Source organism: Bacillus sp. JJ675, assembly GCF_036963165.1.
Lineage (GTDB): Bacteria > Bacillota > Bacilli > Bacillales > Bacillaceae > Bacillus > Bacillus glycinifermentans.
Window position 1 is genome coordinate 63,365 of record NZ_JBALMR010000018.1, and the last position, 20,581, is coordinate 83,945.

Sequence of the window (20,581 nt, forward strand, 5' to 3'; positions counted from 1 at the left end):
TACGGGGAGCTGACGGGATTCGCCTTGACGCTGCTCACCCTTCCGAGCTTTATCACGTATTCGTTGTCAACGGCGCTCGTTCCCGCCATCAGCGAAGGGATTGAACAGAAAAAAATGCACATCGTCGAATACCGGCTCGAACAGGCGATGAGGCTTTGTATGTTAAGCGGGGGAATTTCGGTCGTGATCTTGTTTTCATATGCGGATGAGCTTGTCAGCGTCATGTATGGATCGGCAAACGCATCCATCTATGTCAAAGTCATGGCTCCGTTCTTTTTATTTTATTACTTCCAAGGGCCTCTCCAGGCCGTTTTGCAGGCGTTAAATTTGGCCGGTGCGGCGATGATGAACAGCCTGGTCGGGGCGGTCGTCAAAACGGGGCTGATTTTCGTGCTTGCTTCACGGCCTTCGCTCGGCATCATGGGGGCTGCACTGGCAATCGTCACCGGCATGATCCTCGTTACGCTTCTGCATGCGGCGACGGTCAGCAAAGTCCTCCCCATCAGCATCAATCTGAAGGAATACATGATGTCGTTTGCCGTCATTTTCCTATCCGGATGGTTGAGCTTGTGGATGAAACAGCACCTTTTCCTTGAGCAGTCCGAACCGGTGCGTCTTCTCTTTTGTGTCATGCTTTCGAGCTTTCTGTATATGTTCCTATTGATCGCGTTCAGGCTTATCAAAAAAGAGGAAATCCAGCGGTTTCCTCCGTTCGGCCGCTGGATTTCGTAGCTTGTTTACGGTTTGTGTTCATCTTTAAGGTCAATAAAAAAAGAGCCGTTGTGATACGTGCAGAAAGAAATGCCGGAAAGGCTGCGGTACCCCTTTTTTTCGAGCATTCGCTCAAGCCATCTGCGATCTTTCCCGATCTGTTCCAAATGTTCATGTTGAACGATTCCGTCAACAATAAGCGGCAGTTCAATCCGGCTGTCTGTACGGTCTTTTGTAAACACCGAAAGCTCGCCGGTCGGCTCCAATATCGCATATGCTACATCCGCAATCCGCTCGATGTTCTTTTCTCTCAGCTGTGTCAAGAGGTCGTCGAAGTTATAGCGCTGGCTTCTCATCGCCCGTTCGTCAATCTTTCCGCGGTCGATGATAATCGTCGGTTTTCCATCGAGAAGATGGCGGATTTTTTGGCTTTTCAGCGACAAGTATGAAAAAAATACTTGAATCAGTGTCAATACAAGGATCGGCACAATCGTATGAAAAATGTTGTCGTCGATTTTTTCAATGGCCAAAACGGCAATTTCGGCCATCATGATGAACACGACGAGATCCAGTATGCTCAGCTCTCCTATTTCTCTTTTTCCCATTAAGCGGAACAGGACGAGAATGAGGACATACAAAAAGATCGTCCGAAATACAAGAGTGATGACCTCTTCCAAGACGGCCGCCTCCTTTTTCTGAATCTTTATGTCATAGCGTTTGTTAAAAACGTGCTTTTATGTACAAAAAGCAGGGAAGGACTTAGTCTATTTCGGGACCGGCCGGAATACATTTAAAAAGACGAGCCCATCCATTTCCAGAAAGGAGGTATGTGATGAACGAGCCAAAACAAGTAGGCAAAGGGATTCTGTACAGCTTAGTCGTGATGTTTGCGCTCATGTTTGCGGGAAGCCTTGTAGTATCTCTTTTACTAACATTAACATCATTAACGGAAAGCTCATTCAGCTGGTTCATTACCGCCATATCTTTTATTACGTTGTTCATCGGCGGCTTTATTTCGGGAGGGAAAGCAAAGGAAAAAGGATGGCTGATCGGGGCGTTGACAGCCCTTTGTTTCTCGCTTACGGTGCTTTTGTTTCAATATTTGGGATTCGGCGAGGCTTTCAATGTCAAGCAGGTGCTGTACCATGCCGGATTCATGGGCGTCAGCGCGCTGGGCGGGATATTCGGGGTCAATCTTCACGGGAGCCGCGCCTAGGGAGGCTGAGAAAAAGCGAGGGAGCGGATGAATTTCCGCTCCCTCGCTTTTGCTTATGTATAAGCAGGCTTATCGTTCCCTATTCGGCTGCCGCCTCTCTGATTGCGCGGCGGTCGAATGTCAGGCGGGTACCATCGCCGGTTTTGATCACAACTTTGTCTTCGTCAAGCGAATCGACGATACCGTGCAGGCCGCCGATCGTTACGACCTTATCCCCTTTTTTCAGCTCCTCCTGCATTTGACGGACAGCTTTCTGCTGCTTTTGCTGAGGGCGGATCAACAGGAAATAAAGAACCGCAAACATTAAAATAATCGGAAGTAATGTCCCAAGCATCTCCATTATTTTTTTCACCCCTTTCAATTGGTTTGATCGCTTACCTCGTTTATGTGGCTAGAAACTTTTAGCATTCGGTTTATTAAATCCGTACCGCTCAAAGAACTCTTCACGGAAATCACCTAAACGATCTTCACGAATGGCATCTCTCACTTGCCCCATTAATTTTAACAGAAAATAAAGATTATGATAAGAAGTTAAACGAATTCCAAACGTTTCATTGCAGCGGATCAAATGCCTGATGTACGCCCGCGAATAATTGCGGCACGTATAGCAGTCGCAATGTTCGTCAATCGGTCTGAAATCCCTTTCATACTTGGCATTTTTGACGACGAGCCGCCCTTCGCTCGTCATGAGCGTTCCGTTTCGCGCGATTCTCGTCGGCAGCACACAGTCAAACATATCAACGCCGCGTATGGCGCCGTCAATAAGAGAATCAGGCGAGCCTACTCCCATCAAATACCTCGGTTTGTCCGCAGGAAGCAGAGGCGTCGTAAACTCCAATACGCGGTTCATGACATCCTTTGGTTCGCCGACGGATAGTCCACCTATAGCATAGCCCGGGAAATCAAGGGAAATCAAGTCTTTTGCACTTTGTTTTCTTAAATTTTCATATTCGCCGCCCTGAACGATTCCGAACAGCCCTTGGTCGCCAGGCCGTTTATGAGCGGCAAGGCACCGTTCCGCCCAGCGGCTCGTCCGTTCAACCGACTTTTTCATATAATCGTATTCTGCCGGATAAGGCGGGCATTCGTCAAAAGCCATCATGATATCGGAGCCGAGGGCGTTCTGAATCTCCATCGCTTTCTCCGGAGATAAAAACAGCTTATCCCCGTTTAAATGATTGCGGAAATGAACGCCTTCCTCTTCAATTTTGCGGAATTCGCTCAATGAAAACACCTGGAAGCCCCCGGAATCGGTCAGAATGGCGCGGTCCCAATTCATAAACTTGTGAAGGCCGCCCGCTTCTTTGACGATCTCATGTCCCGGCCTCAGCCACAGGTGGTACGTGTTGCTTAAAATAATGCCGGCGCCCATTTCTTTCAGTTCTTCGGGCGACATCGTTTTCACGGTGGCTAGCGTTCCTACCGGCATGAATGCCGGCGTTTCGAATGAGCCGTGGGGGGTATGCACTTTCCCCAGCCTGGCTCCTGTTTGTTTGCATGCTTTTATGAACTCATAGCGTATCGGTTGCTGCGACAAAATATGAGCCCTCCAATCTTTTGAAATTTATTGAATCAACATGGCATCTCCAAAGCTGAAGAAGCGGTATTCGTGTTCAACGGCCGTTCTGTAAGCGGAAAGGATGTGCTCCCTGCCCGCAAGCGCGCTGACAAGCATGATAAGGGACGATTTTGGAAGGTGGAAGTTCGTAATCATCCCGTCTATTGCCTTAAACGTATATCCCGGATAAATAAAGATGGACGTCCAGCCTCTTGCTTCCTTGAAGCGCCCGTCATTCTCAGATGCGATCGTTTCAAGGGTTCTCGTCGATGTCGTACCGACGGAAATAATCCGTCCCCCGTCCTCTTTGACACGGTTTAAGATCGCGGCCGTTTCTTCCGTCATTTCATAAAACTCCGCATGCATATCATGCTCTTCCACATTTTCCGCACTGACGGGCCTGAATGTCCCGAGTCCGACGTGAAGCGTGATAAACGCAATCTGCACGCCTTTTTCCTCGAGCGCTTTTAAAATCTCTTCCGTAAAATGCAGACCGGCCGTCGGCGCAGCAGCAGAACCTTGTTTCTTGGAGTACACCGTTTGGTAGCGCTCCTTATCATCGAGCTGTTCTTTAATGTAAGGAGGTAGCGGCATTTCCCCGAGCGAATCAAGCACTTCGTAAAAAATCCCTTCATAGCGGAACTCGATTTTTCTTCCTCCGTGATCGAGCTCTTCCTTGCAGACCGCCGTCAGACGGCCGTCGCCGAACGTCAGGACTGTGCCCTTTTTTACCCGCTTGGCGGGTTTGACAAGCGTCTCCCACACGTCGCCTTCCTCCTGCTTTAGCAGCAGGACTTCAACCTTGGCACCCGTTTCTTCTTTGATGCCGAACAGGCGCGCAGGCAGAACCCTCGTATCGTTCAGCACGAGTAAATCGCCCGGGTTCAAAAAATCGATGATGTGCTTAAAAGTACTGTGGGTAATGTCCCCCGTTTTTTTGTCAAGGACCATCAGCCGCGAAGCGTCCCGCTCTTTTAGTGGAACCTGGGCGATGAGACGCTCCGGCAGGTCAAAATCAAACAAATCTACTTTCATTTTTTTCACCTTATTCTATCTGTACTTATGCCTCACTTCATCCGTCCGAAGATCGAGAACAATACGGACAGGATGATGCTGATGACAATACATGTGACAACTGGAAAGAAAAACGTCACATTCCCTTTTTTTACAAAAATATCCCCCGGCAGTTTGCCGATGACTTGCATGAATAAACCGACGGCAAAAATGGCAGCGCCAAGCAGCATCAGCATTTTTGGAAAGTCAGTCATGTCTTTGGAACCTCCATTTTAAAATGGGTGTAAACGTCAGGCGTCACGATGCGTCCCCGCGGAGTCCTTTGGATGAAACCGATTTGAAGAAGATACGGCTCATACACATCTTCAATCGTATGGGATTCCTCCCCGATCGTGGCTGAGATCGTATCGATGCCTACAGGACCGCCGCCAAATTTTTCGATCATGCCCATTAAAAGCTTGCGGTCGATGTGGTCGAGTCCGAGCCTGTCAACTTGAAGGCGCTCAAGCGCGTCAACCGCCACCTCTTCCGTTATGGAGCTGTTGCCGAGGACCTGGGCAAAATCCCTGACCCTTCTTAAGAGCCTGTTGGCAATCCGCGGCGTCCCCCTTGACCGCCTTGCGATCTCCCGGGCGGATAGGGGGTCGATGTCGACTCCGAACAGTTCCGCCGTTCTCTCGACGATGTCTGACAGCTCGTCTTGCGTATAATACTCAAGCCTTGACAAAACGCCGAACCTGTCTCTGAGAGGCGCTGTCAATAGCCCCACCCTTGTGGTCGCGCCGACGAGCGTAAAAGGCGGAAGGTCGAGCCTGACAGAACGGGCGGACGGCCCTTTTCCGATGACGATATCAAGACAGAAATCTTCCATTGCCGGATACAGAACTTCTTCTATCGAACGATGCAGCCGGTGGATTTCGTCAATGAATAAGACATCGCCAGGTTCAAGCGCCGTCAGGATCGCCGCCAAATCGCCGGGGCGTTCGATCGCGGGTCCCGATGTCGTGCGGATGTTCACTCCCATTTCGTTTGCGATGATTGCGGCAAGCGTCGTTTTCCCCAGTCCGGGTGGTCCGTACAGCAGGACATGGTCCAGCGTCTCCTCCCTCATTTTCGCAGCTTCGATGAAGATTCTGAGGTTATCTTTGACCTTTTCCTGGCCGATGTACTGAGCCAGTTTTTGCGGCCGCAAACTTTGCTCAATCGCTGATTCATGGTTGTCTAGTTCACTTGATACGAGCCGCTCATCCATGAACATCACCTTACTTTAATAGTTTTTGCAGTGCTTTTTTGACATATTGATCTGTCGAAAGCGCCTCTTCTTTTTTCAGGTGAGGCTGCACTTTTTTAATCTCGCGGTCGGAGTAGCCGAGCGCGCTTAACGCTTCGAGCGCTTCCTCAAGGGCGGTTGCGGCTTCATGCGCCTGTTCCCGCTCCACATGATTGAACAGGCTTGCCGCCATCGCCGGGGCGACGTCCGCCAATTTCCCTTTTAGATCGAGAATGATCTGTCTCGCTGTTTTCTTTCCGACACCGGGGAATTTGACGAGAAAGGCTTCATCCTCATTTTCAATCGCTTCAATGACTGCCCCGGGATCGCCGGAAGCAAGGATAGCAAGCGCTCCTTTAGGGCCGATTCCCGTGACATCAAGCAGCTTTGCAAACAGCATTCTTTCTTCCCTTGTTGAAAACCCGTACAGAGAAGACGCGTCTTCCCTGATGTAATGATATGTATAAATCGTTTCTTCGTTGTTTTCTTTATAAATAAACGGATTCGGCGCAAAGATCTGGTATCCGATTCCGCCGTTTTCAATAACGATATATTGGGGAGATACGTACGCAACGGTCCCCTTGACAAATTCGATCAACGTTCATTCACCTCTTTGACTGCTCTTCATTGTAACATAAAACAGGCAAAGCTAGAATGAAAAAGTTAACATATGTTCGCTAAGACGGAAGAAGTTCGGTTATTCTAATCACTTAAAAAAAGACATAACGGTGTCATGTCTTCATATCCTTTACATGATGCTCGCTCCCGGACGATTTCACAGCCTCAATGACGTGCTCGAATTCCTTTTTCGTCCGATATGGAATGCCTTTTTGAAGATCCTCAGCCATGCGGCTTTCAAGCCGTTTTATATCAATCTGAAAAAAGGATTGTATCGGCTCTGATAAAACGTCAGGACGTCCGTGAAACGTCGAAATGACGCCTTCTTCTGTCACGCCGATGTAACCGTTCGTTTTGCTGAGCGGGGAGATGTCATCGACTTGCTTGCGAAGCAGGATAAAGCCCTTTTTTTGGTCAACAAGCCGCCATCCTTTGTACGCGGCTTTCACATCCTCCGCTTTGCCGATGGTTTCTTCTCGATTTTCGATGCCTACATCGCCGTCCAAATACACTTTTTCAAACTGGATATGAACTTTTTGATCCGCGGCCGGATCGTTTGCCGAAGCTTTATGCTGAAAGGTAAAAACGACAGCAAGAGACAAACCGCCAAGAATAAAACCGATTTTCTTCCTCGTTTTCCGGCTGTTCATTACATCACCTTCTTTTTGCCTTCACGAATTTACCCATAGTTTGACCAACGCGTTTGGAATTTAACCGCTTTCTGCAGTTTATAATAAAATGCGCATGAGGCAGCGGAGAATTATTTTACAGGCTGTTTACAATTGTTACTTTTCCAGTGAATCATCTTGATTTCAAGCATTTAGGATGCAAAGTCGCCCATTCTCATGTATAAACAACAATATAGAGTTTTCTTTTTTGAGCCCCTAAAAAAAGAAGGTGAACGTAACGTGACGAAAGCGCAAACCCTTGCAGAAGCCGTCGTATATGACACGAAAAAAAGATTTAACAAGCTTGTCCAAAAACCTGATGACATAACACTAATCGGGAAAGGAAGAAGCGCTTATGTTTTTAAATTGAATGATCAGGGAAAAGAGATGGCGCTGAAGGTCTTTTTCCCCGAATTTCAAAAAACCGCCGAAAAAGAAGCGGAGATATACAAAAGGCTGTCAGGGTCTTCCTATTATCCGGATATTTATGAAACGGGCCGCTCATATATTTTAATGGAGTATATTAAGGGCCATACGTTTTATGAGTGTTTACATCAAGGCATTCCTATCGATGATGAAATGGTGATGGAAGTCGACCGCGCTTTACACGATGCGCGTCTGGCCGGATTAAATCCGTCTGACATTCACCTCCGCAATCTGATCTTGACGCCGTCAGGACAAGTAAAGGTCATCGATGTCGCCAGATTTACGCAAACGAAACAATGCACACAGTGGGATGACTTAAAAACAGCTTATCAAATCTTTTATAAAAAAAACGGATTCCCGCAAAAACTCCCAAAATGCTGGATGGAAATGATCGCTTTTCTTTACAAACGAAGCTGGCTGCAAAAACAATGGACCGCCAGAAAAAATAAATTTCTTTCATAAAGCAAAAGAAGTGAAACCCATCCGGCGCTTCAGCCGTATGCCTTTTTATGAAAGGAGAAGCGAAATTGGAGAATAAGAAAAAGCGTAAACAAAAGCATGATAAGTGGGATTTTTTTCCTTTCGCAGACCTGATCGAGCCTTTGTTTTATTTGCTGAGATGGGCTTTCAAAGGGATCATCAAAATCATCAATTAACGAAAAAACACTCGCGCTATTCGAGTGTTTTTTCATATGGCTGAGTCTAAAATTCATACTCGAATTTGATTGAAGCGGACCCGCTTTTAACGGCAAAAGAAAATCCCCTTCGGAACGAAGGGGATTTTTTTACTGCTCTTTTAGGCTCGCCAGCGGCACTTCCTGTTCGTTTTCAGGCTGGCCGAGCGGATAAATTCTCGCGGTTTCATTCTGCTGATCGACATGCTGAATATAAATCGGCCGGCCGTTGTAGGTGACGTCGACCATCACCGGCGATTCTACGATTTCCTGGGCGCGCTGTGTATTCATCATGGCATCCTCCTTTAGGTTTTATCCATAATGTGCTCACCGCGCCGCTATCGTATTCTTTATGACTGCGTTTTTTGAGAGATCAGCGGATTTTGACGTATAACGGCAGGTCTGTATGCCCCATTTCACGGACATAGACGAACAGGTTGCCTTTGTGGTGGATCTCATGGCCGATCGCAAATTGAATAAGCTGTTCAGCTGTCACTTTCATGCCGAATGTCGTCGTCAGATCGATTTCACGGTCCAAGTCCTCATCAGTAAAAGATTCGAGCAGCTTGTTCGTTTTCTCGGTATACGTTTTCGCAAGCTCGGCAAGGCTTCCGTCCGCCTCTTCCGCCTTTTGTTTAAACGCGGCCGGGTTCCCTTCCTTAGCCGTCAAAGCAAACTTATAGAAAGAATCGAGAATATGAACAGCCAATTCTTTCGCAGACATTGATGTTTCAGTCGGTTTGTAGTCCAGATGTTTTTCGTCGATTTTTTGAATCAATTCTTCCGTCACTGTACGGTGTGATAAAAATTCCTTAATGATGCTGTTTTTGCGCGTCATTTTCGAATTCCCCCTTTTTGATGTGGCAGATCAATCATAGAATAACATGTTTTTCCTCAGGAATAAATTAAGCTTGAGCCTTAACATTTGTCTTCCAATACTTTTCGAACCGCACGGACGTATCGATAAAACGTCCGCGTTTTTGTTTCTGCTCTTTTTTTATAGGAAAAATTCCCGAAAAATTCTTTGCGCTGCGCGGTGCTGATTTCCAGCTGCACGCTCAACCCGCTTTGGCTTTCATTGTTGATATTCTCAGGGTGCGTTCCGGCGAATTTTCCGTCCTTTTCCACCAGTTCGGCAGAAAAATCTGATTTTTCGAGCGATCTGACGATGGCTTTCGCCAGCCTTCTGTCCGTGCCTCCGACCAAAGTATGCGGCCGGTCTCCCGAATATCCGTGAAACGCGATCGTGTAGCGATATTCTTTTATTTTTTGCATGGCCAGCGGCTCATCAAAATTTGTGCTCGTCAGGTGCAAATTTGAATTGTTCTCATCTTTTTTCCCTTCAAATAAATATGTTGAGAAATCGTTGTTAAACGCGCGGACAAGCTCGCTGACCCCGCCTTCAATCCTTCCTCCGTGGGGAGAAAAAATGAGACAATCGCTACCGGCTTCTTCATGATAGTCGATGCTATAATTGTTTTTTTCATGCGCTTTTAGTTCCTCGAAATTGGCATACCTGTCCCCTGCCTGGCGCTGAAATTCCTCTCTGGACGTTTTCTCCACCCATCTGCAGACGCCATTTATCATCACAGCAGCGATCGCCAAATAGATGAACACTTTCTTCTTCATGTTTTCTTCCCCTTTTACAGCTTATCTTACAAGTATAAGGGCATGTCCTCCATGCCTGCCTGTTATATGTTTTTTGACTTTTTTGTGACACAGTTATTTTACGCTTTACATATTGCTCATTCAATTATGAATAAGTTCGATAAAAAATAAAAATTTAAATATTTTTATTAAAACAATTCTTTTTCAGTAGTTTGAAAGATGGATAATTGTTATGAGGAAAATCCGATAAGAAAATATCCCGGCCAACTCCGTTGTTTTCTGACGCCGCATTCTCCGTGAATCTGAGCCCGATTTCTGCAAACGGGGTATACGGTTTGATAAAAAAGCGACGAATCGCGGTCATGTTTAACGGCAAAGTATATTTCATTTTTCATCTCCTTCTGTTATCCTATTAGCTGATTATAAAAGCGCAGGTGAAAAATATGATAGAATCAGAATTTGAAACAAAAGGGTATGATTTGACAATAGTTTACGACTACAATCAGTATCCTGATGTCCGTCACGGCCGCTGTGACAATTGTGATTACACGCTCTTCAAAAGCTCAGTAAAAAACGGGCAATTCTTGCGGGAATGCAGACGCTGCGGCATGAAAAAAAGCATTTAATACAAAAAAGCTGCGGATGTCTCCGCAGCCGTTCATCTATAAAAAATGCCGGCAATGCTATATCAGCTTTGCCGACAAACCCAAGCCAACGATTTCCTATTCGTCGTTATTTTTCTGTACAATCGTTCCGTCAATGGCTTGACCGAGCGTTCCGTTCAGCTGGGAATTCAGACTGTTGATACTTTGGATATAATCGTTGACAAGGTTTTGAATGGATTGGTTCAGCTCTAAGTTTTGATTGTTTGTCCAGTCGACATTGCTTAAATCGACATTGCCGTTCTGCTGAACCAAGTCAGAAATGGACTGGCCAAAGCCAGAGATCATATTGTTGACCTGCTCAAGGATTTGGGCCGTTTGTGCATTCAATTGCTCTACATTAACAGCCGGGATGTCATTTTGGAAATTTTCAGCCATTTATACACCCTCCTTTCCCTTTATGCCAATCTCCCTCATAATATATGATCCAAAACCAATCTTGTCTCCGCTGCTGTTCGGGAGCGGTTTTGAAATGGTTAAAAACATAGGAAAAGGACGCCCTTTCATTAAAGCGTCCTTTTTATTTAATGAACGTTGGTATACACTTCCTGGACATCATCATCATCTTCAAGCGCATCAACGAGTTTTTCGATTTTTTCCTGAACCGGTTCATCAATTTCGGCATACGTCTCCGGGACCATTGTGATTTCAGCTGTCACAGGCTGATACCCGCGGTTTTCCAATTCCTTTTTGATCTCCTCAAATTGCTCCGGTTCTGTATATATTTCAAACAGTTCATCGCTCGTTTCAAGCTCATCAGCGCCTATATCAATGGCTTCGAGCATGAATTCATCTTCATCTGTATCAAGTTCCTCACGCTCGATGGCAATATATCCTTTTCGATTGAACATGTAAGAAACGCAGCCCGTCTCTCCTAGGCTGCCGCCGTTTTTGCTGAAAGCGGTTCTGACGTTTGTCGCCGTACGGTTTTTGTTATCTGTTAAACATTTGACCATTACAGCGACACCGGAAGGGCCGTAGCCTTCATAGGTAATTTCCTCATAGTGGCTGCCGTCCTGGTTTCCGGCCGCCTTTTTGATCGCACGGTCAATGTTGTCATTCGGCATGTTTGCCCCTTTGGCTTTATCAATTGCGAGACGCAGGCTTGCGTTGGATTCCGGATCAGATCCGCCCCCTCTTGCCGCAACATAGATTTCTTTGGCAAGCTTCATGAAAATTTTGCCCCGTTTTGCATCTTGGGCATTTTTTCGTTTCTGAATGTTTTTCCATTTAGAATGGCCAGCCATGTCTTTCTACCTCCAAACAAATTGTGTCGTCTCTATGTATCACTTTAAACGTTTTTGCCCGGTTTTGTAAAGAAAACGGGAAAAATGCCGGGACGTCTGAGCCCGGCATTTTGTCTGTCACTGGTTCCGCAGGCGGTTCAAATGCTCGTTCGTGGTGTCCCCGCGGTTCCATACGTTTTGGAAATTGTTATTCATTTCCCGAAGTCTGGTGAATGTACCATCATCGGCTGTGATTTGAACGGTACGATTGCCGGCAAAGTCTTTAGCCGTTTTTCTGATTTGATTTTTATCATCATTCGTCAGCCTTTTGTTGGCCCGCACGGCGATAATGACCGTTTGGTCTGTTACAACCGCCTGGCTTTCGTTAATATCGTCCATTTTATTGACACGTTCGGTGATGTTCCGTGAGATGGCGCGGTTTTTCGGCGTGTTATATCCGGTGTTGGCCGCATTTACCAAATGGTTGTGATAATTCATGTCTCCCCTGCTGTAGGTTCCATCTCCGGTCGGAATGCGATTGTTATACGATACGTTCGTTGTGCCGTTTCGGCCGTTCATATTTTCCATCATGTCGGTTACAGGACCGTCTTGATCGTAACCGGCATCACGCTCCGGATCGTTTGAATAGTATCCGACCGTGCGCGTATTGTTTCTCGTATCCATGGCATTGTTATAACCGCATGCTGAAAGACCCGCCGTTAAAAGCAAGATACTAGAGAACACTTTCAGCTTATTATCCAATGGTTGAACCCCCCGTGAAAACCGCTTTAATTTTTGAGCATGACGCTCATTTTTAGGATGTGCGGGATGCCGGGAGTTACCCTTGACAGTTATAGACAATATGCTCTTTTTGGTATGAAGCGCTTAAAGGAAAGACAACATTAAAAAAGGAACGATATATCATCGTCCCGAATGAAATCAGTCTTCATCCTCTTCCGGTCTTCCAAACATTTGCCCTCCAGCCGGCTGCTGTCCGTATGCTCCTGTTCCGTAAGGTGCACCCATTTGCGGCATTTGTCCGGGCATTTGTCCGAATGGCATGCCGCCTGGGTAGCCTGTCGGAATGCCTCCCGAATATTGCCCCGGTCCGCATCCGCAGTCTTCTTCACCGGCGTGCGCAATGTTCGGGTCACCCGTGTGTCCGACATTCGGCGGCGCAAATGAAGGGTACGTTTGACCCGGATAAGCTCCGTAAGACGGCATGTAGGCCGGAGCCGTCATGGGCTGATGATGGTGGGTGTGATGATGGCCGGCATTGTCGTGTCCGACGTTTTCTCCGCCTCCATATTCTGCCGGAGATACATAGCCATGATGCGGATAAGGCATATAATGCATGTGGGCAGGATACCACGGATGGCACAAACCAGAACCCGGCAATACCGGTGAAACCGGAATCAAGCAACCCGGATAATACGGATAGTGGTGAAAGTAGTGCGGATGATGATAATATCCGGCTGATGCTACGTTCGGCATCCCGTGATATGCAGGGGGTTCCTCAGCTGCCGCTCCTGCGTGCTGAGGGTTCGGAACGTTTGGATAGTTGACGTTTTCCATTTTACTCTCCTCCTCATTTGTCCATGGAAAATACATGTTTGACTCTTTCTCTTGATGTTCATAAGGTTTTGGAGGTACAAACGGCTGATGGAGCTGGTTTACATTTTGATAAAGATTGGAAATATCGCCTTCCGGCAAACCTGGCTGCCCCAGATTGGGGACAGGCGGAACGTACGGGATTGAAGGCTTTTCTTTCATCTTTACGTCTTCGATTTCCACTTTTTCTTTAGGCTTTTCTTGTGCAAATGGGTGCTCCATTTTTGGAAGTTCCTTTTTGGGAAGCTCCTTTTTCGGCAATTCCTTCTTTTTAGGCAATTCCTTACGCATATTGAGCTGTTCTTCTTCTTTTTTGACCGGCACTCCTCCAGACGGTACTTTTATTTTCATTCCGGGCATGATCAGATCCGGGTTGCTCAGTTGAGAATTTAATTTCTTCAGTTCCTGAAAGTCTACTTCGTATCTTTCTGCAATTTTTTCCAGGGAGTCGCCCTTTTGGACAATATGAATTTTCAACGTTTTCCCCTCCTATGCAAAAACGTGAACGAACGCATTAGAATAACAAATATGTTTCCTCACAAATTTATGCGGAAATAGAAGGGGTTATGATAAAAACTTGTTCTTCGGCGTCAGCTGATGCTTAGCATCCTGTTGAGAGCGCTGACGGCATCTTTTGCGATGTCTTCTTCAACTTTTATTACACCTACAGGTTCGCCTTTATCGATTTGCTCTAATGACCACAGCAGATGCGGCATGTCGATTCTGTTCATCGTCAAGCACGGGCACATGTCCGGATTGAGAGATTCGATTTGTTTGTCAGGATGCTCGCTGATGATTCTCTGTACAAGGTTCATCTCTGTTCCAATCGCCCACTTGCTCCCCGGTTCAGCCTTGTTGATGGTGTCGATGATGTATTTCGTAGAACCGCTGAAATCGCTCTGCATCACGACTTCGTGCGTACATTCGGGATGAACAATGACATTGATGGCGGGATCGCGTTCTTTTACGTTTTTAATATTATCCACGGTAAATTTTTCGTGGACTGAACAATGCCCCCTCCACAAAATAACCTTTATCTCCTGCACATCCCCTTTGTACAGCAGCTTTTCTTCAATTGGATCCCAAACTGCCATCCGGCTGAGGGGAATGCCGAGATCATATGCCGTATTGCGCCCCAGATGCTGATCCGGAAGAAATAAAATCCGCTCCTTTTGTGTAAGCGCCCATCTCAGTATATGTTTGGCGTTCGATGATGTGACTGCAGCTCCCCCGTTTCTTCCGGTAAAAGCTTTAATTTCAGCCGTCGAATTCACATATGTCAGCGGAATGACCGTCTCCCCGAAGATGTCCGTCAGCTTTTCCCATGCCTTGTTTGTTTGCTGCATGTTGGCCATATCGGCCATTGAACAGCCGGCTCTCATATCTGGCAAAACGACGACCTGATTGTTTTCCGTCAGCATGTCTGCGGTTTCTGCCATAAAATGCACCCCGCAAAACGCAATATATTCCGCTTTGTTGTTGTGCTGCGCCACTTGTGCGAGCTGCAATGAATCCCCTGTGGCGTCCGCAAATTGGATGACTTCATCTTTTTGATAGTGATGGCCAGGGATAAACAGCTTTTCTCCGTATTTCTCTTTGATATGCAAAATTCTCTTCTTCATTTCCTCTTCAGGCAGCTCTTTATAAGAGCCGGGCATCATCATCTTTTCGTTCATGTTGTTCATCATGTTTAAAATCGACATTTTGTTATCTCTCCCATTTTCTTTAAATTGACATTCAGGCTGATATCAAGGGCTTTCGCTGAATGCGTCAAATAACCCAGTGATATGTAGTCAACTCCTGTCCCCCTGTAAAACGGCAAATTTTCGAACGTAATGCCGCCCGATGCTTCCGTTATAATGCCCGGAGGCGTCATGTCCGCAAATTTCCGAACCGTCTCCGGAGAACAGTTGTCAAACATAATGATATCCGCTTCAGCTTCGATCGCCTCGGCGAGCTCTTTCTCTGACTCGATTTCCACTTCGATCTTGATCATGGGCCCGCAGGCTGCCCTCGCTTTTTCGACGGCTTTTCGGATCGAGCCGCAGGCGGCGATATGGTTGTCTTTGATCATGACCCCTCCGTCGAGTCCAAAGCGGTGATTTGCGCCGCCGCCCGTTTTGACGGCGTGTTTTTCAAGCATGCGGAGCCCGGGAGTCGTCTTTCTCGTGTCACATATTCTGATCTCAGGGTCATTTAAACGCGAGACCGACTGCTTTGTCAGCGTGGCGATGCCTGACATTCGCTGAATGAGGTTTAAAACGACCCGCTCGCCTGTCAAAAGCGAGGCTGCCGGTCCTTTGAGCCTGGCGATTACTTCCCCTTTTTCAACGGGATCACCGTCATTTTTATCGATGTCGACGGCGATTTTGCTATCGATCAGTCCAAAGCCTTCCTTTACAACCATCGCCCCTGCAAACAAGCCGTTTTCCTTCGCAGAAATGAAAGCCTCGCATTCCTGATCTTCGGCAAAAATGGCCTGGGACGTGAGATCTCCCCAGGCGACGTCTTCTTTGAAAAATTGTTCGAGCATGCGATTAAGCGTGAGCTGCTGCATTGTTCACAATCCCTTCGTTTTGTCTTATCGTTATGCTTCCTTTTGAATGAACGATCTGTTTGCCTTTCCATCCCGCATCATCCCGAAAAGGAAAATCAGAGCGAAAATGCCCGCCTCTGCTTTCCGTCCGCAGCAAGGCGGAATCTGTCATCAATCTGGCCGTCTGCCACAAATGGGCCAATTCAAGCGCTTCCTCTGTGATTTCTTTCACATTTATCATCTGAACCGGCATCTCTTCAAACCATTTTTTCACCTTCTTCAGTTCATCCGCCGTTCTGATAATCGAAACATGATCGGTCATGTTTTTACGGATGTCTTCAAGGCTGCATTCAGGCACGGCAAATGCAATCTCTTTCAAGCTTGGCCGTTTTGCGCTGAGAGACGTTCCAGTCGTTTCGGTTTGGATGCGTTCTGCCGCTCTTTTTCCGAAAACGAGGCATTCCAGAAGAGAATTGCTCGCCAGCCGGTTGGCGCCGTGAAAACCGGTGCACGCCGCTTCTCCGATGGCATAAAGGTGCGGCACTGACGTTTCCCCCCACCTGTTCACAGATATGCCGCCCATTAAAAAATGCATGCCGGGCGATACGGGAAGCCGGCCCTCTTCAAATGAGATTCCCGCTTGATCGCAAAGAGTAGTGACTGTCGGAAACCGCTGATGAAAGTCCGTAATTTCGCGGATATCCAAAAATACGCGGCTTCCCTGCTTCTGGTAATCATGAATCGCACGCGCTACGATGTCGCGGGGCGCCAAATCCTTTAACGGATGTACACCTTCCATGATCCTATGGCCGTTTTCATCAATCAGGACGGCCCCCTCTCCGCGGACGGCCTCTGAAACCAGTCCGTACGCTCGCCCGTTTTTCGCGAGCAGCGTAGGGTGAAATTGGACAAATTCCAAATCGGTCAGGCAGGCTCCGGCCCGGTATGCCAATGAAAGGCCGTCGCTTGTCACTGAGCGGTTGTTCGTGTGCATTTGAAAAAGGTTTCCGCACCCTCCGGCCGCCAGCACCACATGATCCGCCTTCCTGAGACGCACCGAGCCCGCCTGATCTTTTGTCCAGACGCCTGCACAGCGGCCGTTATCGATCCATAGCTCACAAGCGGCTTCGTATTCCTTCAGGATGACATTCGAATGAAGCCGGCTGATGAGATGCCGGACAAGCATCCGTCCCGTCGCGTCTCCGCCGGCATGCAAAATCCGGCTGGCCGAGTGGGCCCCCTCCCTGCCGAGCTGAAGCCGCCCGTTTGGGTCCTTGTCAAAAGGAAAGGCTTGGCTGATCAGCTCCATCACGAATCTGCGTCCGTCTACGATAGCATCATTGACTGTTTCAATATGATTGTGGCCGCCTCCGGCGTACAATGTATCCTCAGCGTGCGCCGCAGTTGAGTCCTGCGGCAGTACAGAGGCGGCAATACCGCCTTGGGCGAGCATCGAATTGCTGTCATGCACCGAGCTTTTGGTGATGACGATGACTTCATATGAAGGCGGCATCGCGGCAGCAAACGACAGCGCAGCCGCTCCGGCGCCGACCACAACAATGGTCTGAGAAGACATGATGATTCCTCCCGTAAATTTACATGTGTCTTGACACCTATATTTACACATAGATAAAATAAACTCAAGCATTTTTTATAATGGAGACGATAATCATGATATACCTTGACTATGCAGCGACAACCCCTGTCTTAAGCGATGCCCTGCAAGCGTTTGAACAATTGAGCAGAGAGGTTTACGGAAATTCAAGCAGCCTCCATGACGCCGGCGGAAAAGCGGAAAGCGTGTTGCATTACTGCCGGGCTAAGCTGGCAGAGATCATCTCAGGCAAGGCTGAAGGCATTTATTTTACGAGCGGCGGCACCGAATCGAATATGTTGGCCGTCCATTCGATATTGAACGGTCTGCCTTCAGGAAAACGCCATTTTATCATGACAGAAATGGAGCATCAGTCCATGCATATTTTAAAGCGGCATCTGACCGCGCTCGGATACGAAGTCAGCACGATGAAGCCTGACGCAAACGGGGTGATCACGGCCGATATATTGGAACGGCACCTCCGTCCTGACACAGGGCTTGTCTCGATACAGCATGCCAATTCAGAAACAGGAATCATCCAGCCGCTCGCTGAATTGTCCTCCTTTTTGCATAAACGGGGCGTTCTCCTGCACAGCGATGCCGTTCAGACGTTTGCCAAAATCCCGGTAAACGTTGAAGAACTCGGTGTGGATGCTTTATCGGTTTCAAGCCATAAAGTATACGGCCCTAAAGGAATCGGCGCAGTTTATATTCGGCCGAGCGTGGGCTGGAAGCCGGTTTATCCCGGAACTCTGCATGAGGACGGTTTTCGCAGCGGAACCGTCAATGTGCCCGGAATCGGCGCATTTATTACGGCGGCTGAAAAGACGGCCGGCAGGATGGACGCCGTTTTTGAAAAACACCAAAAGCTTCGCGGCTATTTTTTGAGGCGCTTGCAGGAACGATGCCTTCCCGTCTCCCTCGCCGTCTCCGATTCGGCCGGTCACAAAGTGCTTCCGCATATTTTAGGTTGTTTTTTTCATTCCTTTGAAGGACAATATGTTATGCTGGAATGTAACAGGCGCGGCATTTGCATTTCAACGGGAAGCGCGTGTTCCGCGGGCCATCAAGAGCCGTCAAACACGATGAAGGCTCTCCGCGTTCCAAAGGAGCAGGCCCTTCGCTTTATTCGAATTTCGTTCGGATATGAGACGACAAAAGAGCACGTAGATAAACTGCTGGACGTATTTGAAAAGATGAAAACATGAGAAAGGAGACCATCGGATTGACAGACGGATTAAAACTTACGGGAGCTGAGCGGCGAAAACACCTGCTCGCATGGCTTAAAGAATCTGAGAAACCTCTGACGGGCAGCGAGCTGGCGAAAAAAGCTTCTGTTTCAAGACAGGTGATCGTACAGGATATATCCTTATTAAAAGCAAAAAATGAACCGATTATTGCAACGAGTCAAGGATATATGTATTTGCGGGCGCAAGCCTCTGACAAACAGCCGGTCAAACGCATCATCGCCTGCGACCACGACCCCGGCAAAACGGAAGAAGAACTGAACATGATCGTCGATTTTGGGGTGACGGTAAAGGATGTTACGATCGAGCATCCCGTGTATGGCGATCTGACAGCATCCATCAGGGTCAGTACGAGAAAGGAAGTCGCAGATTTCGTGAAAAAAATTTCTTCGACAAACGCCGCATACTTGTCACAGCTGACAAACGGCATACACCTTCACACGCTGGAGGCAGACGGCGAAGAGAAAATCGAACAGGCTTGCGATGCGCTGAAGAAAGCCGGCATCTTAATTCAAGAATAAACGAAAAAAGGTCCCTTTGCCTGATGGCACAAGGACCTTTTCATTATAAGGCATAGGCATTGTACGTCCCGAGCACCTTCACTTTGCAGCCCAATGCTTCGAGCTCTGCAGCGGCACCTGGGATAAGGACGTCGTCTAGCGCCATTTCGATATCAATGATAAAAAAGTAATTTCCCAATCCTGTTTTTGTCGGCCTGGATTCAATTTTAGAAAGATTCAAATTTCTCCAAGCGAAAGCGGACAGTACTTGATGAAGCGCCCCTGATCTGTCCGAAGGAAGGGTCACCATCAAAGTCGTCTTCGGCCTTGATGTTAATTCCGGATTGACTTGAACGGAAGCATGCTGATCCGGATGGAGCATCACAAATCTCGTATGATTATATTCGTAGTCGTGGATGTCCCTCTTTACAATGTCTAATCGATACGTTTTCGCCGCCATTTCATTGGCGATCACCGCGATGTTTTTATCCGGGTTCTCGCTCACGTATTTTGCCGCGGCTCCCGTTGAAGTCGCGTATTCGAAAGGAACCGAATCAAACTGGCGGTGCAAAAACTTGTGGCATTGCGCAATCGCGTGTGAATGTGAATAGATTTTCTCGATGTTCGTCCATTCTTCTTTTCTTGAAGGGTGCACCAGCAAATGCTGGCGGATCGGCGCCGTGATTTCCCCGACAATATAAAGAGGCTGTTCATGGATTAAATAATCGATCGTCATGTTCACCGATCCTTCGATCGCGTTTTCCAGCGGAACAACGGCAAGATCGATTTCACCGCTCATGGCTGCGTCCATACAGGCAGGTATCGTATTATATGCTTGCTGTTTGGCCTCTGCAAAACAAGAGCACACGGCCAAATGGGTAAATGTTGCTTCTGGACCTAAATAACCGACTTTCATGTTCATGGTATATACACTTCTCTCCCTTAAGCGCCTGAACCTAGTATTTCGACCTTTTCTACGAATTCCAGCTTTCTTAATTTGTTCATAAGCAAATCAACATTTTCAGCCATCCCCCTCGTGCTGAGCGATAATGTAACATTGGCTCTTCCTTGAAGGGGGATGGTCTGGTGAATCGACAGCACGTTGCACCCTGAATCAGCCACAACCTGCAGCAGATGCGATAATGTTCCCGAACGGTCTTCCAAATGGAAAAAAAGTGTGATGATTTGTTCTTTGACCATTGTATAAAAAGGAAAAACCGCATCTCTGTACTTGTAAAAAGCGCTCCTGCTTAAATCAACTTTTTGGACGGCTTCTGCTACAGACTCAGCTTTCTTCCGTTCGATCAGCTTTTTGACCTCGAGCGTTTTCCGCATGGCTTCGGGCAGCACGTCTTCCCTGACAAGATAAAAGGTCTCCTCTTTCAATGGCTCTTCTCTCCTTTTAAAAACCCTGTATCCTAATGAATGTCGGAGAGTTTGCA

General features: G+C 47.5%; 27 protein-coding genes and 1 pseudogene. 7 read left to right on the forward strand and 21 right to left on the reverse strand.

Features of this window, described 5'->3' with window-relative positions; all coding sequences use genetic code 11:
• The coding region (locus V7126_RS04480; RefSeq protein ID WP_335496959.1) for an MATE family efflux transporter at nucleotides 1–732 on the forward strand (732 nt) is incomplete at its 5' end.
• A 5-nt stretch (nucleotides 733–737) separates the two neighbouring features.
• Here V7126_RS04480 and V7126_RS04485 read toward each other — a convergent pair.
• Entirely contained in the window at nucleotides 738–1,388 is a 651-nt protein-coding gene (locus tag V7126_RS04485; protein WP_175075646.1) for a DUF421 domain-containing protein, read from the reverse strand.
• A 155-nt stretch (nucleotides 1,389–1,543) separates the two neighbouring features.
• Between V7126_RS04485 and V7126_RS04490 the strand changes: the two genes are divergently transcribed.
• On the forward strand, nucleotides 1,544–1,927 hold the full coding sequence (locus tag V7126_RS04490) for a TIGR04086 family membrane protein (protein ID WP_046132098.1): 384 nt from the start codon (nucleotides 1,544–1,546) through the stop codon (nucleotides 1,925–1,927).
• A 79-nt stretch (nucleotides 1,928–2,006) separates the two neighbouring features.
• Here the strand turns inward: V7126_RS04490 and yajC are convergent, their stop codons facing one another.
• The 7 genes from yajC to V7126_RS04525 all read right to left on the reverse strand — a co-directional run bounded on the left by yajC (nucleotide 2,007) and on the right by V7126_RS04525 (nucleotide 7,037).
• Nucleotides 2,007–2,267 (reverse strand): preprotein translocase subunit YajC, encoded by a 261-nt coding sequence (yajC, locus tag V7126_RS04495; protein WP_046132097.1) that lies wholly within the window; start codon nucleotides 2,265–2,267, stop codon nucleotides 2,007–2,009.
• Nucleotides 2,268–2,318: 51 nt separating this feature from the next.
• Nucleotides 2,319–3,464 carry a tRNA guanosine(34) transglycosylase Tgt gene (gene tgt / locus V7126_RS04500; RefSeq protein ID WP_046132096.1) on the reverse strand — a complete coding sequence of 382 codons (1,146 nt, stop codon included), beginning with the start codon at nucleotides 3,462–3,464 and terminating at the stop codon, nucleotides 2,319–2,321.
• 27 nt (nucleotides 3,465–3,491) lie between these two features.
• Nucleotides 3,492–4,520 (reverse strand): tRNA preQ1(34) S-adenosylmethionine ribosyltransferase-isomerase QueA, encoded by a 1,029-nt coding sequence (gene queA / locus V7126_RS04505; RefSeq protein WP_046132095.1) that lies wholly within the window; start codon nucleotides 4,518–4,520, stop codon nucleotides 3,492–3,494.
• Nucleotides 4,521–4,552: 32 nt separating this feature from the next.
• On the reverse strand, nucleotides 4,553–4,753 hold the full coding sequence (locus V7126_RS04510; protein ID WP_046132094.1) for a DUF2905 domain-containing protein: 201 nt from the start codon (nucleotides 4,751–4,753) through the stop codon (nucleotides 4,553–4,555).
• Complete coding sequence (gene ruvB, locus V7126_RS04515; protein WP_046132093.1) at nucleotides 4,750–5,751, reverse strand: Holliday junction branch migration DNA helicase RuvB; 1,002 nt, start codon at nucleotides 5,749–5,751, stop codon at nucleotides 4,750–4,752. The genes V7126_RS04510 and ruvB overlap by 4 nt, the downstream gene beginning before the upstream one ends.
• 10 nt (nucleotides 5,752–5,761) lie before the next feature.
• Nucleotides 5,762–6,367 (reverse strand): Holliday junction branch migration protein RuvA, encoded by a 606-nt coding sequence (gene ruvA, locus V7126_RS04520; RefSeq protein ID WP_046132092.1) that lies wholly within the window; start codon nucleotides 6,365–6,367, stop codon nucleotides 5,762–5,764.
• Between the two features lie 133 nt (nucleotides 6,368–6,500).
• Nucleotides 6,501–7,037 carry a BofC C-terminal domain-containing protein gene (locus V7126_RS04525; RefSeq protein ID WP_046132091.1) on the reverse strand — a complete coding sequence of 179 codons (537 nt, stop codon included), beginning with the start codon at nucleotides 7,035–7,037 and terminating at the stop codon, nucleotides 6,501–6,503.
• A 258-nt stretch (nucleotides 7,038–7,295) separates the two neighbouring features.
• Between V7126_RS04525 and V7126_RS04530 the strand changes: the two genes are divergently transcribed.
• Together V7126_RS04530 and V7126_RS04535 are read left to right on the forward strand one after the other, a co-directional pair.
• Complete coding sequence (locus tag V7126_RS04530) at nucleotides 7,296–7,943, forward strand: phosphotransferase (protein WP_175075647.1); 648 nt, start codon at nucleotides 7,296–7,298, stop codon at nucleotides 7,941–7,943.
• Nucleotides 7,944–8,008: 65 nt separating this feature from the next.
• Nucleotides 8,009–8,137: a hypothetical protein gene (locus tag V7126_RS04535; RefSeq protein ID WP_272901826.1), complete on the forward strand. Its 129-nt coding sequence runs from the start codon at nucleotides 8,009–8,011 to the stop codon at nucleotides 8,135–8,137.
• Between the two features lie 129 nt (nucleotides 8,138–8,266).
• Here V7126_RS04535 and V7126_RS04540 read toward each other — a convergent pair whose 3' ends face one another.
• The 4 genes from V7126_RS04540 to V7126_RS04555 all read right to left on the reverse strand — a co-directional run bounded on the left by V7126_RS04540 (nucleotide 8,267) and on the right by V7126_RS04555 (nucleotide 10,151).
• On the reverse strand, nucleotides 8,267–8,446 hold the full coding sequence (locus V7126_RS04540; protein WP_046132089.1) for a small acid-soluble spore protein H: 180 nt from the start codon (nucleotides 8,444–8,446) through the stop codon (nucleotides 8,267–8,269).
• Between the two features lie 82 nt (nucleotides 8,447–8,528).
• Complete coding sequence (locus V7126_RS04545) at nucleotides 8,529–8,993, reverse strand: DinB family protein (RefSeq protein WP_046132088.1); 465 nt, start codon at nucleotides 8,991–8,993, stop codon at nucleotides 8,529–8,531.
• A gap of 80 nt (nucleotides 8,994–9,073) precedes the next feature.
• Nucleotides 9,074–9,784 (reverse strand): poly-gamma-glutamate hydrolase family protein, encoded by a 711-nt coding sequence (locus V7126_RS04550; protein WP_175075648.1) that lies wholly within the window; start codon nucleotides 9,782–9,784, stop codon nucleotides 9,074–9,076.
• Between the two features lie 154 nt (nucleotides 9,785–9,938).
• Nucleotides 9,939–10,151, reverse strand: coding sequence for a hypothetical protein (locus tag V7126_RS04555; protein WP_216899096.1), 213 nt, complete (start codon nucleotides 10,149–10,151; stop codon nucleotides 9,939–9,941).
• A 58-nt stretch (nucleotides 10,152–10,209) separates the two neighbouring features.
• On the opposite strand from V7126_RS04555, the gene V7126_RS04560 reads away from it, so the two are divergent.
• Nucleotides 10,210–10,389 carry a hypothetical protein gene (locus tag V7126_RS04560; protein WP_046132152.1) on the forward strand — a complete coding sequence of 60 codons (180 nt, stop codon included), beginning with the start codon at nucleotides 10,210–10,212 and terminating at the stop codon, nucleotides 10,387–10,389.
• Nucleotides 10,390–10,485: 96 nt separating this feature from the next.
• Here the strand turns inward: V7126_RS04560 and V7126_RS04565 are convergent, their stop codons facing one another.
• From V7126_RS04565 to nadB, 7 genes are all read right to left on the reverse strand, one after another.
• Nucleotides 10,486–10,803 carry a hypothetical protein gene (locus V7126_RS04565; RefSeq protein WP_175075649.1) on the reverse strand — a complete coding sequence of 106 codons (318 nt, stop codon included), beginning with the start codon at nucleotides 10,801–10,803 and terminating at the stop codon, nucleotides 10,486–10,488.
• A 146-nt stretch (nucleotides 10,804–10,949) separates the two neighbouring features.
• On the reverse strand, nucleotides 10,950–11,672 hold the full coding sequence (locus tag V7126_RS04570; RefSeq protein WP_175075650.1) for a YebC/PmpR family DNA-binding transcriptional regulator: 723 nt from the start codon (nucleotides 11,670–11,672) through the stop codon (nucleotides 10,950–10,952).
• Nucleotides 11,673–11,789: 117 nt separating this feature from the next.
• Nucleotides 11,790–12,413 (reverse strand): YhcN/YlaJ family sporulation lipoprotein, encoded by a 624-nt coding sequence (locus tag V7126_RS04575; protein ID WP_175075651.1) that lies wholly within the window; start codon nucleotides 12,411–12,413, stop codon nucleotides 11,790–11,792.
• Nucleotides 12,414–12,590: 177 nt separating this feature from the next.
• Nucleotides 12,591–13,739, reverse strand: a complete 1,149-nt coding sequence (safA, locus tag V7126_RS04580) for a SafA/ExsA family spore coat assembly protein (protein WP_175075652.1) — start codon at nucleotides 13,737–13,739, stop codon at nucleotides 12,591–12,593.
• 113 nt (nucleotides 13,740–13,852) lie between these two features.
• Entirely contained in the window at nucleotides 13,853–14,965 is a 1,113-nt protein-coding gene (nadA, locus tag V7126_RS04585) for a quinolinate synthase NadA (protein WP_175075653.1), read from the reverse strand.
• Nucleotides 14,953–15,819, reverse strand: a complete 867-nt coding sequence (gene nadC, locus V7126_RS04590) for a carboxylating nicotinate-nucleotide diphosphorylase (protein ID WP_175075654.1) — start codon at nucleotides 15,817–15,819, stop codon at nucleotides 14,953–14,955. The genes nadA and nadC overlap by 13 nt, the downstream gene beginning before the upstream one ends.
• Nucleotides 15,800–17,374 carry an L-aspartate oxidase gene (gene nadB, locus V7126_RS04595; protein ID WP_175075655.1) on the reverse strand — a complete coding sequence of 525 codons (1,575 nt, stop codon included), beginning with the start codon at nucleotides 17,372–17,374 and terminating at the stop codon, nucleotides 15,800–15,802. Before nadB ends, nadC begins: the two co-directional genes overlap by 20 nt.
• 95 nt (nucleotides 17,375–17,469) lie before the next feature.
• On the opposite strand from nadB, the pseudogene V7126_RS04600 reads away from it, so the two are divergent.
• Nucleotides 17,470–18,649, forward strand: a pseudogene (locus tag V7126_RS04600) (IscS subfamily cysteine desulfurase).
• Entirely contained in the window at nucleotides 18,618–19,160 is a 543-nt protein-coding gene (locus V7126_RS04605; protein WP_046132077.1) for a transcription repressor NadR, read from the forward strand. Before V7126_RS04600 ends, V7126_RS04605 begins: the two are co-directional and overlap by 32 nt.
• 43 nt (nucleotides 19,161–19,203) lie before the next feature.
• On the opposite strand, the gene pheA is transcribed toward V7126_RS04605, so the two are convergent.
• Nucleotides 19,204–20,055 carry a prephenate dehydratase gene (pheA, locus tag V7126_RS04610; RefSeq protein WP_046132151.1) on the reverse strand — a complete coding sequence of 284 codons (852 nt, stop codon included), beginning with the start codon at nucleotides 20,053–20,055 and terminating at the stop codon, nucleotides 19,204–19,206.
• 26 nt (nucleotides 20,056–20,081) lie between these two features.
• Nucleotides 20,082–20,525 (reverse strand): ACT domain-containing protein, encoded by a 444-nt coding sequence (locus V7126_RS04615; RefSeq protein WP_175075657.1) that lies wholly within the window; start codon nucleotides 20,523–20,525, stop codon nucleotides 20,082–20,084.
• Between the last annotated feature and the right edge of the window lie 56 nt (nucleotides 20,526–20,581).